This window comes from Acinetobacter sp. AOR43_HL, assembly GCF_027854635.1.
In the GTDB taxonomy this organism is placed as follows: Bacteria; Pseudomonadota; Gammaproteobacteria; order Pseudomonadales; family Moraxellaceae; genus Acinetobacter; species Acinetobacter pittii.
This window is the reverse complement of sequence record NZ_JAKTHX010000018.1, coordinates 234,709-250,416: the sequence shown is the minus strand read 5'-3', so window position 1 is coordinate 250,416 and position 15,708 is coordinate 234,709. Positions and strand designations below refer to the sequence as shown.

The following is a 15,708-nucleotide window of genomic DNA, read 5'->3' as shown; positions in this document are numbered from 1 at the left end:
AAATAGATTAGGCAAAAGTCAGGTGACTTGTTAGACTTATGCCGATTTTTATTTAGTTTGATGTGATTATGCAGATTCGTCAATTTCAAGCACAACGTATGCAAGCGCCTCGCGATTTTACCCCAATTGAAAATACCCCAATTTGTGTAGAAATTGGAGCGGGCAAGGGTAAACATGCTTTGCTTTTTAGCGGGCAACAGCCGCAGCACATATTGTATGCAATTGAACGAACCCGAGAAAAATTCTTGGCAATGCAAAAACAGCATGGTCTGGAACCAAGAGATAATTTAATTCCTGTACATGCAGATGCTTTACCGTGGGTGGTACATGCACTACATCCTGCTCAAGTTGAACATTTCTTTATTCTCTATCCAAACCCAGAACCCCATAATCCAGCACAGCGCTGGTTGAATATGCCATTTTTTGAGTTCTTAATCTCTCGTCTGCAAACAGGTGGAACCATTACTTTGGCAAGTAATATCCATGAATATATTGAGGAAGCTGAACAACAATTAATTAATGTCTGGAAGCTGCCTTACCAAAAAGAAAAAATTGCTCAAACATCTGCACGTACTCATTTTGAAATTAAGTATTTAGAACGTGGAGAACTTTGCCAACAGCTTGTGATCACTAAACCTGAAGGTTACAGCACACGTTTTGATGAGTTTGCCCCATTACAAGGTCATGTGCATGGCGAATAAGCGGGTTGCCATTATTGGTGCGGGTCCGGCTGGTTTAATGGCAGCTGATGTACTGAGCCAGTATGCTTATGAAATTGATTTGTATGAGCAGAAACCTTCAGCTGCGCGTAAGTTTTTGATGGCAGGTAAAACAGGGTTAAATATCTCGCATGCTGAACCTTTAGTGCAGTTTATTGAGCGCTATGACCATGCAGAATGGCTTAAACCATGGGTTGAAAAATGGGATGCAGTCTGGATTCAAAACTGGATGAAAAGTCTGGGAATAGAATCTTATGTGGGTACTTCAGGTCGTATTTTTCCTGTCGAAATGAAAGCGGCACCTTTACTGCGTGCTTGGCTAAAGCGTTTGGCAGAACAGCAGGTTAAATTCTTTTATCGTCATCGTTGTATTAATTTACAAGGCACAACGGTGACTTTAGAAAACCAAAATAATCAAAGCACTGAAACCTTTACCCAGCAATACGATGCAGTAGTATTGGCTTGTGGCGCTGTGTCGTGGTCACAATTGGGCAGTGATGGTGCTTGGCAGCAATGGGTTGATCAATCTGATATTGAGCCTTTCCAGCCAAGTAATGCAGGTGTACTTCACACTTGGTCAGTTTTTATGGAAAGCTGTTTTGGTGAACCTTTAAAACGTATCAATGCATGGGTTGAACCCAGCCAAGTTACTCATGGTGATATTGTGATTACTCACTATGGGTTAGAAAGTGGTGTTATTTATAAACTCGGACGTGCTTTACGAGAACAACAAAAACAAGGGCAAAGCTTAAATTTGTTTTTAGATTTATTGCCTGATGTAGAGTTGTCACAGTTAATTAAAAAATTACAGGCTAGCAAAAAACAATCGCTCACCAATATTTGGCGTAAAGCAGGCTTAGACACAGCCAAGATTAACTTAATCAGAGAAGTGGTCGATAAAGCGCTATGGAGCCAACCAGAGATTATGGCTCAGCAAATTAAAGCACTTCAAATTAAGCTAGAAGGGTTTAGACCCATTGAAGAAGCGATTAGCTGTGCTGGTGGTGTTAAGCAGAATGCATTAAGTCAAAGCTTAGAGCTTACACAAACCTCAGGTGTTTTTTGCTGTGGTGAAATGCTCGATTGGGATGCGCCTACGGGTGGATATTTACTTACAGCATGCTTTGCTACAGGGCGAGCGGCTGGTGAGGGTGTGCATTCATTTTTAGAGAAATAACAGGATAATTTGGTGCTATGTTTGATATGTGAAAAGTGTTATTTTTGAGCAATCAATAATAATAGGATTTACGAGAACATGTCTCAAGCATCACCAGTTTATCAAGGAAGTTGTTTATGTCAGGGTATTCGCTATGAAATTAAGGGCGATATCGGAGATATTATTCAATGTCACTGTCAACGCTGCCGAAAAGCCAATGGAACAGCATTTGCAACGAATGCTCCAATCAACAGTGCAGATTTTAAAATTACCCAAGGTGAAAACCTTGTCAAAAAATTTGCTGTGAACGGTGTATATCGTTGGTTTTGTAGCGAATGTGGCTCACCTTTGATTAGTTCTCGTGATGCGCAGCCTGAATTATATCGTTTAAGAATTGGGACCCTTGATACAGTATTAGACAAAAAGCCGACAATGCATATTTTTGCTGCGTCTAAGGCGGAATGGGAATGTATTCAGGATGATTTACCACAATTTGCTGAACGTCCATGATTTTAAAAAGTATGTTTAAATCAAATTCAAGATGATCTAATATACTTAAAACAGGGAGATGGCATTCCTCCCTTGAAAAACTGCCATATTGGCTAATGATGCCTACGTTACCCTCATGTGTTTATATCGCTGGGTACGTAGGTTATTGCGTACTCTGCTTATTTTTGGAGTATGCTGTGTCATATTTCCCTTCATTATTTTTTGCTCTTTTAGCGTCTATCTAAAGGGGTGGTCCTATGTATTACTCTCTACTTTCAATTGCTTTAGGCTCAGTTCTAGGGGCATGGCTGCGTTGGTTTTTAGGTCTAAAACTCAACCCGATTTACCCGCAGATTCCACTTGGTACTGTCACTGTTAATTTGGTCGGTGGTTTTATTATTGGTTTTGCGATTGCCTACTTTGCTCAAAGTGATTTAAGCCCGAACTATAAGCTTTTTGTGATTACTGGTTTTTGTGGTGCTTTAACTACCTTTTCAACGTTCTCGATTGAGATCGTCACTTTATTACAAAGTGGTAAGTTGGGTATGGCGATGTTGGGGATTTCCATCCATTTAATTGGATCGTTAATTTTTACGTGTTTGGGTTTGGCGGCTTATCATTGGCTGGCGGGTAACTGATTATTCAGGTGTGTAAGCACCGAAATATATTGCACGGCCTCCGTTTTACAATGTTCTCTCATACCATTTGTGTAGGCCTACCTTACTTTTGAAAGATCAAAAGTAAGCAAAAATCTTTTGTTTCGCTGATGCCACATCCATGTAGCACAGCAAAACTGCGGCATCCATGCCGCTTGTCACGATAGTAAATGATGAATTAAAAACTTCTGATTTATTTTGGGATTTGATACGCGTTAAAGTCATCAACAGCCTGACTGAAATTAGCTATATATTGTTTTTGCAAGATATGGGATAAGTGCAAACAGATAACAGGTTCTGTTGATGAAAATGGTTTTGCCTACTTTTCCCAAAAGAAAAGTAGGTCGAGCCGAAGGCTAATCTAGATATAGAACGTCACTAAAAAAACTCTGTTGTGACAATCTTCTAATTTAAGACATTACTTACTAGCACTTATTATTTTTCAGTTAAAGCCTGACCTTCAAACTTCACACCATCCCAACCATTTTGCATAAACTGACGAATATTTTGATGATCAGTTCCTTCTGGTGTAGCCAATACAGATGCGTAGTGTTCTGCAAATAAACTTAAAGTTTGTGCTTGGTCTAAACCTTGTAACTTGGCAAAAGAGAAAACTTTTGCACTGCCTTGATTTTCAGTAGCAGCGTTATGCTGTGCACCATTTTGAAAAGCCGTTGGAGTATGTTGGTAACGTGCTTCAATATAAGCTAAAACGTCTGAAAATTTTGCTGTGCCTGCTTGTAATTGGGCAAGTAACTCTTGTGCCATAATCTTAAACTTCCTATCAAATGGGGCTTAAGCATAGCATTGAATACATGCTTTGAAAGCTTGGCAATTATAAAAATTGAGGAGTTATTGAAAAAAATCAGAAGTGTTTTTAGACAACTTGTGGATAAGTTTTCTTTTATACACAGTTTATAAATGATGAAAAATACACATAAAAAAAGAAGCCTAAGTGGAGGAGATAGTCTTAGGCTTCCAATGATTTAAGTGTATTGGTCAAATCTTAACGCAAGATTAACTCTTACGATTAAAGCGAGCGAAACGTTTATTGAAGCTTGCTACACGGCCTTCGTTACTTGCTTGACGTACTTCACCTGTGTAGAAAGGGTGTGATGCACTTGAAATATCAAGAGTGACATAAGGGTAGACTTTCCCTTGATACTCTTTGGTTTGTTTAGACTGAAGAGTACTACCAATTAAGAAGTACACGTCTGCATTGGTGTCATGAAATAACACTTGTTGATAAGCAGGATGAATATCTTTACGCATGAGAGATTGTCCTAAATTATTTTTGATTAAAGAAATGTTATAACATAACAATTAAAAAGTCAATGTAACCCATAAAAGGCTACACTGATCAGTAAATTAAGTTAGTTAGAAGGTGGAACAAGCTCTTCAAATAGATCGTTTAGATTGTCATGAACTTTTAAGTGAATCAGGTTCCAGTAATGTCCTGAAATGGTTCTGTTGACCATTAAAGTATCTGGTGATGGTTTAAAGACATCCCAATACTTCAAAGATTTTTTCACAAGTAACATGCCATCATGATGTGATGAGTTCTCTGCAAAATTATAAGTGGTGGTAAGCGGACGTAACAATACTTCAATCCAGAGTTTATATAGATCACTCGGGAATTTGCCTTTTTCAGCAAGTGAATGTAGTTCAAATAATTCTGTTTCGATCAAATCGATATTTTCATGGCGAGCTGCATTTACTAAGCGTTTAAAGTGCTGCACGATTTCATTTGAAAGCGTTTTAACACTGCCATAGTCATAAATAATGACACTGCCATCTTGGCGGAAAGCAAAGTTACCCGGATGAGGGTCACAGTGAAAACGTTTTAAAAAGAACATTTCCTGACCTAAAGCACGAATCAAGCGGCGTCCAATGGTATTTCGAATTTCGATAGGCCAAGCGCTGGCAGTTTCAATGCTGTCACCTTGTTCGAGACTCAAGGTTAAAATACGTCTTGAAGAGTAATCTTTATAAACAGTCGGGATGATAATTTTGTCATCTAATTGGCTATGAAATGTTTTGAAAACTTCAAGGTTTTGAGCCTCGATTTCATAGTTAAGCTCTGCTGACAGACTATCTTGAATCTCTGCAAAAAGCTGATCTTGTAGCTTTTTATCAATTTTAAGCACACCCATTAAACGAAGTGCCAAACGTACTTGTTTTAAGTCACTTTCACAGGCTTCATCAACACCCGGATATTGCACTTTAACAACAACTTGCTCGCCACTTGGCAAGACAGCTTTGTGAACTTGTCCAATTGAAGCAGCTGCAAAAGGTTCTTGATCAAAAGATTTAAAGGCAACATTCAGCGGCTTTCCAAGCTCACGTTCAACTTGTTGTTGAATAGCAGCAAAGGGCATAGGTGGAGCTTGGCGCTGTAACTTAGAAATTGCTTTAGCGACCTCGGGTGGGAAAATATCTTTATATTGTGATGCAATTTGGCCGACCTTCATGACGGCACCTTTCATTTCGCCTAAGGTGTCGGCAATTTGCAAACCAATATCCTGAAATAACTTGGTTTTTGAAGCCAGCTTTTGTTCTTCATCTGCGGTCAAGTTTCGAATCGAGTTAGAAACGGTTTTCGTTGCAATGCTCGCGGTCATTCCTGCAAGTTTCATAAATCGTTTGCCGGGTGAACTTGCATTCTTTGCCATATCTTCGATACCTCATTGACTACAACATAATATTGCCTAGTTTTGATCATAGGTGACAAAGCTTAAAAAGCCTATATGAAATTGTTTATCTCATGTAAGAAATTTTTCGAAAAACAAAATGTTATTTTTATAGTAAAAAATATGAAAAGCTTGTGAAAATCCATTTCATAAACAAAGCTTTAATATCTATAAAGTGCCTGTTTTTTTGGTGGTAATGTGAATGACAGGTTAAATAAAAATAGAGATAACAAAAGTTATGACAAGTTTAAGTTCGGCCCATGGGCGGTCTCAGGCGGTTCCTTTATCTGTGTTTGAGCAGTCAAAAGATGCGCATATTATTCGTTCTGATGAAGAGGCAATTGAGCTTGCCAAACAACTTGCTCAAGAGTTTGCACAAGAAGCATCTGAGCGAGACAAAGAGCGCCGTTTACCTCTAAACGAAATTCAACAGTTCTCACAAAGTGGCTTATGGGCTATTACGGTTCCCAAGCAATTTGGTGGTGCCCAAGTTAAATATCGAACCTTGGCTGAGGTCATCAAAACAATTGCGAGTGTTGACCCATCTCTTGCACAGCTTCCTCAAAATCACTTGGCTTTTATTGAACATTTACGCCTTGATGCAGGCCCAGAACAACAACAATTTTTCTTTAACTTAGTGTTGAGAGGGATTCGTTTTGGCAATGCCTTTTCAGAAAAACATAGCAAAACGGTGGCTGACCTCACTACCACATTACGAAAGACCGAGCACGGTTATGAAATTAATGGCAAGAAGTTTTTTGCAACAGGTGCATTGCTTGCGCATTGGGTTCCTATTGTCGCTGTAAATGAAGAGGGGCAACCTTATGCGGCGCTAGTTCCTCGGGAAACTTCAGGGGTGAATATTATTAATGACTGGTCTGGTTTCGGGCAAAGAACCACGGCCAGTGGAACCGTTGAACTTAATCAAGTTCCAGTACGTGAAGAATATCTAATTCCGATTTATCAGGCTTTCGAACGTCCTACTCCAGCAGGTGCAATTTCACAATTTATTCAAGCGGCTGTTGATGCTGGTATTGCGCGTGGTGCAATTGAAGAAACAATTCACTATGTCAAAAATCATAGCCGTGCATGGGTCGATTCAGGTTTGGAAAAAGCGAGCGATGATCCCTATACGATTGTAAACATTGGTGATTTAAAAATAAAACTGCGTGCAGCAGAAGCAGTATTAGATTTAGCAGGAGATGCGATCGATCAAGCGATTGCCGACACGACAGAAGAACATGTAAATCAAGCGACATTACTGGTTGCTGAAGCAAAAGTACTCACTACAGAAGTTGCGATTTTAGCAGCGAATAAGCTTTTTGAGTTGTCTGGAACACGTTCTACTTTGTCAGAGCTTAATTTGGACCGCCATTGGCGTAATGCGCGTACTCATACCTTGCATGATCCAGTGCGTTGGAAATATCACATTGTCGGTAATTACTACCTCAATGGCATCCATCCACCGCGTCATGCATGGAGCTAAAGTGAAGAAAAAATAAGATTAGGAGAATAAAGATGACAATTACTCAAATTGAATTAGAAGAGCTATCGGTAGGCGCCGATTATGAAAAGGTAGCAAGTAGATTTCGTCCAGTTTTTGAAAAAATTGCCCAAGGTGCAATTCAGCGAGAAAAAGAACGAATTTTGCCTTTTGAACCTATTCAGTGGTTAAAAGAACTCAAATTAGGTGCAGTACGGGTACCCGTTAAATATGGTGGAGATGGGGTATCATTGCCACAACTTTTTCAGCTTCTAGCAGAATTGGCGCAAGCAGATTCGAATATTGTGCAAGCGTTGCGTGGACATTTTGCTTTTGTTGAAGACCGCTTAGTTGCCCATAAAGAGCATTCGCAGGAAGTCTGGTTTCAGCGTTTTGTACAAGGTGATTTAGTTGGAAACGCATGGACCGAAGTTGGAAATGTACAGATTGGTGATGTCGTTACACGAGTAACCAAAGATGCTTCGGGCAACTTGGTGGTGAATGGTGAAAAGTACTATTCAACAGGAAGTATCTTTGCTGACTGGATCGATTTATTTGCTTACGATGAGGTAAATGACCGTCATGTGATTGCTGCTATTTATCGTCATGAAACAGGGGTTAGTGTGATTGATGATTGGGATGGCTTTGGTCAAAAGACAACGGGCAGTGGTACTTTAAAAGTACATCAGGTGCATTTACCAGCTTCGCACCTTATTCCATTTGACCAGCGTTTTAAATATCAAACTGCTTTCTATCAAGTAGTACATCTTGCAACTCTAACAGGGATTGCACATGCTGCGGTCGAAACTTTTAGCCAAGAAATACGTGAGCGAAAGCGTATTTTTAGTCATGGTAATGGTGACCTTGTTCGTCACGACCCACAAGTTTTACAGGTGGTGGGTAAAGCCTCTGCTCAAGCCTATGCAAGTCTGGCAATTACGATTAAAACAGCTGAAGCATTGCAGAAGGCTTATGAAAGTCACTTTAGTGAGTTAGAGGTGAAAGAACATCAGTTTAATGTAGATGTAGAGCTTGAGTCAGCGCAAGGGCAGGTGGTGATTTCTAATTTGGTACTCGATTTAACCAGCCAATTATTTAATGCTTTGGGCGCGTCAGCAAGTAGTCAGGTCAAACAACTCGACCGTTTCTGGCGTAATGCACGAACGGTCTCTTCACATAATCCGCTCATCTATAAAGAAAAGGTGATTGGAGATTGGGAAGTTAACCGGACCGATTTACCGTTTGTCTGGCAAATTGGAGCAAGCCCGCGGGCAAAGTCTGCATAAAATAAAAAAGCCGATGTTTCATCGGCTTTTTTATTAGGTTTTGCTTAAACGTTTGGTATTTAAATAAAGCCTTGAAAGTAATAAAACACAAGCAATGCTTAAACCAATAATTAAGCCTAGCCACACACCAGCTACACCCCAATGGGTATAACGTGCTAAATAAAGTCCGATAGGAAAAGCAATCACCCAATATGCCATAAGCGTAATCCACATCGGTGCTTGCGTATCTTGCATCCCTCTTAAACAGCCTGCGGCACTCACTTGCAATGCATCCATCAACTGATAACCCATTGCAAACCAGAGTAAATACATGGCAACAGGAACCACTTCTATATCTTGGGTATAAACCGAGACAATTTGTTCACGACCTAGAGCAATAAAAGACATGGTCAATAAGGCAAAAAATATTGCTGTGCTCAGACCAATTTTTTGGACTTGGTACATGGAAGCCCAATTTTTTTCACCATAATACGTTCCCACACGAATGGTCAGGGCAATCGCAAGTGAAAGCGGAATCATAAACAGCACAGAGGTGACTGAAATTGCAACTTGATGTGCTGCAATAAACACTTCACCTAGTGGGCTAAGCACCAATGCGCCAGTACTAAAAATACTGACTTCAAAGAACACAGCTAAACCGATGGGTAGGCCAAGCTGTAAAATTCTTTTAACCCAAGTCAGGTTAATTTTATCGAATCTGCTAAAAATAGAGGTGTTTCGATAAGCCGAAGCTTTATAAATATAGCCAGCTAAAGTAATTAGCATGAGCCACTGTAAAATGGATGTTGCAAAACCACAGCCTGCACTACCTAAAGCAGGTATTGGTCCTAACCCATGCATAAAGATCATGTTAAGAGGAATCAAAACCACTAAGGCCAATAAGCTAATGACCGTTACAGGGCGTGGATGGCCTAAAGCTTCTGAATAACCGCGTAGGGCTGCGTACATGGTCACAGCAGGCATACCTAAACCAATCGCATGTAAGAATAAACTTGCTTTAGGCTGTAGGCTCTCTGGTACGCCAAACACATGCAAGAAAAACGGCATGAGCTGCAAAATGAGCATAGCCATTACGCCTAAAATGATGGCGACCCATAAGGATTGACGAACAATGACGGGAATTTGTTCTGTATTTCTTGCGCCCTTTGCTTCAGCGACCAAAGGTGTAGTTGCAATCATAATGCCACTGAACAGGAGCATGACGGGGATCCATAAGCCCACACCTACCGCAATTGCTGCTAAATCGGTTGCAGATAAATGCCCAGCCATAATAGTGTCAATTAACCCAAATCCCGCTTGAGCAAACTGGGTAATTAAAATCGGTAGCATTAAGTGGAAGAGTTGTTTTAATTCAGACCGAAAAGATGTGACATTCGACACAAAAGGTACTCTTTTAAATATAAAAATGAAGCTAACGTTGCAAAGTGAGTAACACACCGACAAAGATGATCACGCCACCAAGAAACCGTTGCCATGTAACAGGTGTCTTTTCTGTACCTAACCAGCCAAAATGGTCAAGCAACATTGAAATGAGCAATTGCCCAAAAACGACCAGCCCTGTAAAGGTTAAAAAACCAAGTTTAGGTGCAGTATAAATGCTCATGCTAATTGCATAAACCCCAAGGAATCCTCCTGTCCAAAGAAGCCATGGAATATTTGATATTTCACTTAAAGTGGGCTTCTCGGCACTTTGAAAGAAAACCATAACGGCTAAAACAATAGTACCTATGAAAAATGATAATAAAGCTGCCTGCAAGGGTGAGTGTAGTTGCTCGCGCAGTTGAGCATTGATTGCAGTCTGAAAAGCCATGGCAACACCGATTCCCATAGCTAGAGGTAAGATCAGGAAAAGTTGACTAGAGAATTTCATCATTTTTATCAATATTTAAGTATGTTTAAAAACAGTCTAAAGCAATTAAGGTATGTTTTCATAAGCCCATTGATGCAGTCATGTTAAAATAGAAATATTGTGTAAATTGGACCTGCTCCTTGGCCGAATTAAATCCTGCTTCTGTTCCTTTATCTTTATATATCCATATGCCTTGGTGCGTGCGTAAATGTCCATATTGTGACTTTAACTCGCATGCGGTGCCTGATGGGGCACTTTCGGCAGAGCTTGAGCAAACCTATTTAAAAGCGTTGGTGGCCGACTTTGAAACTCAAGTTGGCATGGCACAGGGACGTTCAATTCACAGCGTATTTATTGGTGGTGGAACGCCTTCACTTATTTCTGCCAAAGGTTATACATGGTTGTTTGAACAGCTTAAGTCATTGCTCAAATTTGAAGATGGCTGTGAAATCACCCTAGAGGCAAATCCCGGAACACTAGAACATGACCCGTTTGCAGGCTATTTAGACGCAGGTATTAATCGTTTATCCATTGGCGTACAAACTTTTAATCCTGATCACTTGCAAAAGCTTGGGCGCATTCATTCAGCCAGCAATGCTATGGATGCAATTGAGCAGGCAAGACAAGCAGGCTTTAAGCGAGTTAATGTCGATTTAATGCATGGCCTACCTGAACAAACGCTAGAACAAGCGCTTTATGATTTAAAGGCTGCTGTAGAGCATGGCGCGACACATATCAGTTGGTATCAACTTACTATTGAGCCAAACACGGTATTCTTCCGAACTCAGCCTATTTTACCTCAAGATGAAGTGTTAGAAGATATTCAAGAGCAAGGCGAAGCATATTTAAAAGCAAATGGCTTTGTAAACTATGAAGTGTCGGCTTGGCGTAAAGAACAACCTTCAGCCCATAATTTAAATTACTGGGAATTTGGTGATTACCTTGCAATTGGTGCAGGAGCACATGGCAAAGTAACCCGACCAGATGGCGTGTATCGTTTCCAAAAGACTCGTTTACCGAAAGACTATTTGGCTAAGGTTCCAGCCGAACATTTGCAAATGAAAAAGATTGAAGTAGAAGAGCTACCTTTTGAATTTATGATGAATGCTTTACGTCTAAATGACGGGGTAAAAGCTGAATTATATGAACAGCGTACAGGCTTAAGCTTAGATCATTTAAATGAGGTACTCACTTCACTTCGAGCTAGAAAGCTACTGGTAGAGGATAGTTCTCGTTTGGCTTGTACAGAGCAGGGGCATATTTTCTTGAACTCAGTACTAGAAGAGTTCTTGTGATAAAGCAAAGTCAAAGCCGCATTATCAAATGCGGCTTTTTTGATTTTAGCGAGTGGTGTAGCCACCATTTGCAAAAATTGTTTGACCAGTAATCCACCAACCATCGGTCACTAAAAATCGAACTAGAGGTTCAATATCTTCAATTTTGGTAAGCCCACCTAAAGCTGAGGCTGATTTGTGGTAAGCCACTGCCTCGGCAGACTCCTGGCCATAAAAGAAAGGTGTATCCATTGGTCCGGGTGCAACAGCAGTCACAGAAATCTGACGATCACCAAATTCTTTTGATGCAGCACGGGTGTAGTGTTCAACAGGAGCTTTTAAACCCTCATAAGTTGAATAGAGCCCAGTGTAAGCTGCAAGAAGAGAAGTAACGATTGAACAAATCTTGCCGCCGTCATTTAAATGACGACCTGCCGATTGAATAAAGAAATAGGCAATTTTTGAGTTGATATCGCTCATGCTATCAAACTCTTGTTCTGTGGTGTCTAAAAAGGATTTCTTTAAAACCTTTCCAACTGTATTAATGGCAATATCAATTCCGCCAAAATGCTGCTTAGTGTCTAAGAATAGCTTTTCGATATTATCAATATCCGTTAGGTCTGCCTGAATTAAAACGGCATCTACACCGAATGCTCTTACATCTGCGAGCGTCTGTTCAGCATCTGCTTGAGTTTCAGCGCTATTGTAGTGAATCGCGATTTTTGCGCCTTGTTCTGCAAATTTACGGCTAATCAGTCCACCTAAGTTTTTTGCGCCGCCTGTAATCAATACAACTTTATCTTTAAGAGTATGAGTTGCCATGATGGTTGTTCCTATGATGACTTGTTTTAATGTGTTTTTAGTCTAGATTGGCGGTAATTTTTGATCAATTATGCTAGTTTGGTTTAACTATTCAGAAAATACGAACAATTAAATGGATCGGTTGCAGCAATTTTTTATTTTTACAGAAGTCGCTAAACGACAAAGCTTTAGTGAAGTGGCAAATCAGCTTGATTTACCTCGTTCGACAGTGACGAGTGCTATTCAACAGTTAGAAACTCACTATGGAGTACGCTTATTTCATCGTACTACGCGTAAAGTAAGCCTTACCCAAGATGGACAACGAATATTACCTGAGTGTCAAAATCTATTATTTGATTATGAACAGCTCGAACAGCTTATACAGGCACAAAAGCAGCATTATCGTGGCACGCTAAAAATTTCAATGCCCAGCCGAATCGTGCATCAAGTGATTATTCCTGAACTGCCCGTTTTTTATAGCCGCTATCCAGATATCCATTTACAACTTCATAGCTCTGATGACATCACTGACTTAATCGAGAAAGGAATCGATTGTGTTGTTCGGGTGGGGCAGCTAGATAATAGTAGTTTAATTGCGAAGTTCGTTGGTAACTTGATTATGGTGAACTGTGCAAGTGCTGACTATTTAGAACAGTACGGTATTCCTGAACAATTAGAAGATCTATCTCAACACAAACTCATTAACTATGCGGGAGCAGTAGGAGAAAAACAGGGCGTATTTTCATATCAAGATGGAACTGTGATGATGGATAGTGCTTTAAGCGTAAATAATACGGAAGCCTATATTGCAGCGGCTATTGCAGGTTTGGGAATTATTCAACTTCCATACTACGATGTTCAGGATAAAATCGAGCAGGGAACTTTAGTTGAAGTACTAAGCGCCTATACTGCTCAATCACTTCCACTTAATATTTTATATCCGAACCGGAGTTATATTCCTAAACGTTTGGAAATCTTTATGGAATGGGCTAGGGATGTTCTATATAAGAAGTGCATCGTCATCTTTTAGTCATAAAACTAAAATACATTAACAATAAAAAAAGCCTCTCGAACTGAGAGGCTTTTTAGAATTTGGTGGGTCGTCCGCGACTCGAACGCGGGACCAACGGATTAAAAGTCCGCTGCTCTACCAACTGAGCTAACGACCCAAATAGGTTCAAAACAGATAAGTGGTGGGTCGTCCGCGACTCGAACGCGGGACCAACGGATTAAAAGTCCGCTGCTCTACCAACTGAGCTAACGACCCTGAACAAACATTCAAATATCATTTGAATGTGAAGTGCAAGATAACTAAAAGTTTTCTAACACCACCTTTGTTTTGATGTCGCGTATTTTAGCAAGTTATTCAACTAACACAAGAGGAAATTTAAAAACATTTGCATGATTGCCTATAAAAAGCACGATTTCCTCTTGTTTAGCTAAAAAATGAACTAAAAACGGTATTTATATGCCTGAATGTTGTCAAAAATTTCAGTTGTGATGTCACAGTAACTGCTTGCACCAGGCAATAAAGCGAGTAAACGTTCAGAAGTTTTGCTTGGATTAAACGCATCTTCCTTCAATTTATTCTTTTGGTACTTAAAAGTACCTGTGGTTTCAACTTTAGCTTGTATACGTAAAAACACTGGTACCGCATAAGCAGGTAAGCATTTTTTAAATACAGTCACCATTTCTGTTAAATCAGCGTCATTTAACTCGGCACCATCAGCAAGTGTGATTGCTGCCATACCTGCACGACCATTGGTATTTGGAATTTCTACACCATAAACGACAGCTTCAGCGATCTTGTCATATTCACACACCATGTTTTCAACTTCGGTGGTAGATACATTTTCGCCTTTCCAGCGGAAGGTATCACCTAAGCGGTCAACAAACTGAGCGTGACGGAAACCAATATTACGAACAAGATCACCTGTGTTGAAATATGAGTCACCTTTTTTAAAGACATCTTGCATAATCACAGATTTATTCTTTTCTGGGTCGGTATAGCCATCAAATGGAGAGCGACTGGTAATTTTTCCTACCAATAAACCGACTTCACCTGCTTTAACTTTTTTACACCAGCCATTTTTATCGCGTATCGGTTCGTTTTTCTCTTTATCAAACTCAATAATTGCGTATGGCGTAGGGGAGAAGCCTACTGTGTTGTCAAAGTTGAAAATATTACTAAAGCCAACGTTACCTTCACTTGAGGCATAAAGCTCAAGAACTTCTTGAACGCCAAAACGTTGTTTGAATTTATCCCAGATGTTTGGACGCATGCCGTTACCAATCATTTTGGTTACACGGTGAGCACGGTCAAGCTCTGTAGTCGGAGCATCCATCAAGTAACGGCAAAGTTCACCTACATAACCGATTGCAGAGGCATTAAACTTTTGAACATCTTTCCAGAATGCACTGGTTGAATATTTACGTCGGATGGCAAGGGTAGCGCTTCCTGCAATCACACCACACCAGCAAACAACTACGCCTGTTGCATGATATAGCGGCAAAGTGACATACATCACATCATCTGGGCCAAGGTTTAAAATGTGGCCGTAAGTACCATAGGCCAGTGTCCAGCGACTATGTTTAAAAATAACTGCTTTTGGTAAGCCTGTTGTACCCGAAGTATAAATATAAAACAGGCCATCATTTCCATGAACGGATTGTGTGGTCGATGGATTGAATTTCGGGAATTGATCAATTTCTATTGCAAGATTGGCATAACCTTGAGGTGCTGTTCCTGCATCTTGACGAGTAGCCTGATCTGCAAACCAGTGGAAACGGTCTTTAGGAACGTTTAAGTCTTGACGAATTTCATCAATTGCAGCACGAACTTCTTCACCTGCAATGACTGCAATTGGTTTTACAAGATTGATGCTATGAGCGAGAACTTTACCGACTTGAGATGTATTTACAAGCGCAATAGTTACCCCAATTTTAGCTAAGCCCACAATAGTGGCAATAAGCTCAGAACGGTTCTCAACCATTACGGCAATCACATCGCCTTTACGTGCGCCGAGAGATAAATAATAGTGAGAAATCTGGTTAGCCCATTCATTTAAAGCTTCATATGAGTAACTTTGATCTTCAAATAATAAAGCAATACCTTTCGGATTTCGCTTAACAGCTTTCTCAAAAGCTACACCTAATCCAGTTGGTGTATTTGCTGTTCTTAAATAAGCCTGTTTAAGACCATTCAGGATATGGGGTACTTTGGGAATGAAGCTAGGAAGTCTGGTGGCAACATCCCCAAGCGTAATGATATCGGTCTGTGTTGTCTGGCTCATATCAATCCTATT

General features: G+C 40.2%; 16 protein-coding genes, 2 tRNA genes and 1 riboswitch. Of the genes, 9 read left to right on the top strand and 9 right to left on the bottom strand.

Annotation, left to right across the window (positions count from 1 at the left end; all coding sequences use genetic code 11):
- The first annotated feature begins 62 nt into the window (after positions 1-62).
- The 5 genes from MKL33_RS08070 (at position 63) to MKL33_RS08050 (ending at position 3,297) form a co-directional block, all read left to right on the top strand.
- The gene (locus MKL33_RS08070) at positions 63-701 is read left to right on the top strand and encodes an SAM-dependent methyltransferase (protein ID WP_270906782.1); all 639 of its coding nucleotides are present in this window, start codon (positions 63-65) and stop codon (positions 699-701) included.
- Positions 691-1,896: a TIGR03862 family flavoprotein gene (locus MKL33_RS08065; RefSeq protein ID WP_270906781.1), complete on the top strand. Its 1,206-nt coding sequence runs from the start codon at positions 691-693 to the stop codon at positions 1,894-1,896. Before MKL33_RS08070 ends, MKL33_RS08065 begins: the two co-directional genes overlap by 11 nt.
- A gap of 78 nt (positions 1,897-1,974) precedes the next feature.
- Positions 1,975-2,385, top strand: a complete 411-nt coding sequence (locus MKL33_RS08060; RefSeq protein WP_017398757.1) for a GFA family protein — start codon at positions 1,975-1,977, stop codon at positions 2,383-2,385.
- A gap of 45 nt (positions 2,386-2,430) precedes the next feature.
- Positions 2,431-2,497, top strand: a riboswitch (Fluoride riboswitch).
- 124 nt (positions 2,498-2,621) lie between these two features.
- Positions 2,622-3,002 (top strand): fluoride efflux transporter CrcB, encoded by a 381-nt coding sequence (crcB, locus tag MKL33_RS08055; RefSeq protein ID WP_044101313.1) that lies wholly within the window; start codon positions 2,622-2,624, stop codon positions 3,000-3,002.
- A 166-nt stretch (positions 3,003-3,168) separates the two neighbouring features.
- Positions 3,169-3,297 (top strand): hypothetical protein, encoded by a 129-nt coding sequence (locus MKL33_RS08050; RefSeq protein ID WP_014208263.1) that lies wholly within the window; start codon positions 3,169-3,171, stop codon positions 3,295-3,297.
- Between the two features lie 158 nt (positions 3,298-3,455).
- Here the strand turns inward: MKL33_RS08050 and MKL33_RS08045 are convergent, their stop codons facing one another.
- The 3 genes from MKL33_RS08045 to MKL33_RS08035 all read right to left on the bottom strand — a co-directional run bounded on the left by MKL33_RS08045 (position 3,456) and on the right by MKL33_RS08035 (position 5,692).
- The gene (locus tag MKL33_RS08045) at positions 3,456-3,788 is read right to left on the bottom strand and encodes a HopJ type III effector protein (protein WP_000046495.1); all 333 of its coding nucleotides are present in this window, start codon (positions 3,786-3,788) and stop codon (positions 3,456-3,458) included.
- A gap of 249 nt (positions 3,789-4,037) precedes the next feature.
- The gene (locus MKL33_RS08040) at positions 4,038-4,292 is read right to left on the bottom strand and encodes a type B 50S ribosomal protein L31 (RefSeq protein WP_002114896.1); all 255 of its coding nucleotides are present in this window, start codon (positions 4,290-4,292) and stop codon (positions 4,038-4,040) included.
- 101 nt (positions 4,293-4,393) lie between these two features.
- Positions 4,394-5,692 (bottom strand): ABC1 kinase family protein, encoded by a 1,299-nt coding sequence (locus tag MKL33_RS08035; RefSeq protein WP_002115159.1) that lies wholly within the window; start codon positions 5,690-5,692, stop codon positions 4,394-4,396.
- Positions 5,693-5,948: 256 nt separating this feature from the next.
- Between MKL33_RS08035 and MKL33_RS08030 the strand changes: the two genes are divergently transcribed.
- Together MKL33_RS08030 and MKL33_RS08025 are read left to right on the top strand one after the other, a co-directional pair.
- On the top strand, positions 5,949-7,196 hold the full coding sequence (locus MKL33_RS08030) for an SfnB family sulfur acquisition oxidoreductase (protein ID WP_270906780.1): 1,248 nt from the start codon (positions 5,949-5,951) through the stop codon (positions 7,194-7,196).
- 32 nt (positions 7,197-7,228) lie between these two features.
- Complete coding sequence (locus MKL33_RS08025) at positions 7,229-8,479, top strand: acyl-CoA dehydrogenase family protein (RefSeq protein WP_270906779.1); 1,251 nt, start codon at positions 7,229-7,231, stop codon at positions 8,477-8,479.
- Between the two features lie 33 nt (positions 8,480-8,512).
- On the opposite strand, the gene abeM is transcribed toward MKL33_RS08025, so the two are convergent.
- Together abeM and MKL33_RS08015 are read right to left on the bottom strand one after the other, a co-directional pair.
- A complete protein-coding gene (gene abeM / locus MKL33_RS08020; protein WP_033849547.1) occupies positions 8,513-9,859 on the bottom strand; it encodes a multidrug efflux MATE transporter AbeM in 1,347 nt (448 codons plus the stop codon).
- A gap of 31 nt (positions 9,860-9,890) precedes the next feature.
- On the bottom strand, positions 9,891-10,352 hold the full coding sequence (locus MKL33_RS08015) for a DMT family transporter (RefSeq protein WP_031945662.1): 462 nt from the start codon (positions 10,350-10,352) through the stop codon (positions 9,891-9,893).
- A 116-nt stretch (positions 10,353-10,468) separates the two neighbouring features.
- Between MKL33_RS08015 and hemW the strand changes: the two genes are divergently transcribed.
- On the top strand, positions 10,469-11,623 hold the full coding sequence (gene hemW, locus MKL33_RS08010; protein ID WP_270906778.1) for a radical SAM family heme chaperone HemW: 1,155 nt from the start codon (positions 10,469-10,471) through the stop codon (positions 11,621-11,623).
- A 45-nt stretch (positions 11,624-11,668) separates the two neighbouring features.
- Here hemW and MKL33_RS08005 read toward each other — a convergent pair whose 3' ends face one another.
- A complete protein-coding gene (locus tag MKL33_RS08005; RefSeq protein ID WP_017481992.1) occupies positions 11,669-12,424 on the bottom strand; it encodes an SDR family oxidoreductase in 756 nt (251 codons plus the stop codon).
- Positions 12,425-12,536: 112 nt separating this feature from the next.
- Here MKL33_RS08005 and MKL33_RS08000 point away from each other — a divergent pair, with 112 nt between their 5' ends.
- Positions 12,537-13,433: a LysR family transcriptional regulator gene (locus tag MKL33_RS08000; protein ID WP_213385083.1), complete on the top strand. Its 897-nt coding sequence runs from the start codon at positions 12,537-12,539 to the stop codon at positions 13,431-13,433.
- A gap of 63 nt (positions 13,434-13,496) precedes the next feature.
- On the opposite strand, the gene MKL33_RS07995 is transcribed toward MKL33_RS08000, so the two are convergent.
- From MKL33_RS07995 to MKL33_RS07985, 3 genes are all read right to left on the bottom strand, one after another.
- Positions 13,497-13,572: transfer RNA gene (locus MKL33_RS07995), tRNA-Lys, on the bottom strand.
- Between the two features lie 22 nt (positions 13,573-13,594).
- Positions 13,595-13,670, bottom strand: a tRNA-Lys gene (locus MKL33_RS07990).
- A 184-nt stretch (positions 13,671-13,854) separates the two neighbouring features.
- On the bottom strand, positions 13,855-15,696 hold the full coding sequence (locus MKL33_RS07985) for a long-chain-acyl-CoA synthetase (RefSeq protein ID WP_270906777.1): 1,842 nt from the start codon (positions 15,694-15,696) through the stop codon (positions 13,855-13,857).
- Between the last annotated feature and the right edge of the window lie 12 nt (positions 15,697-15,708).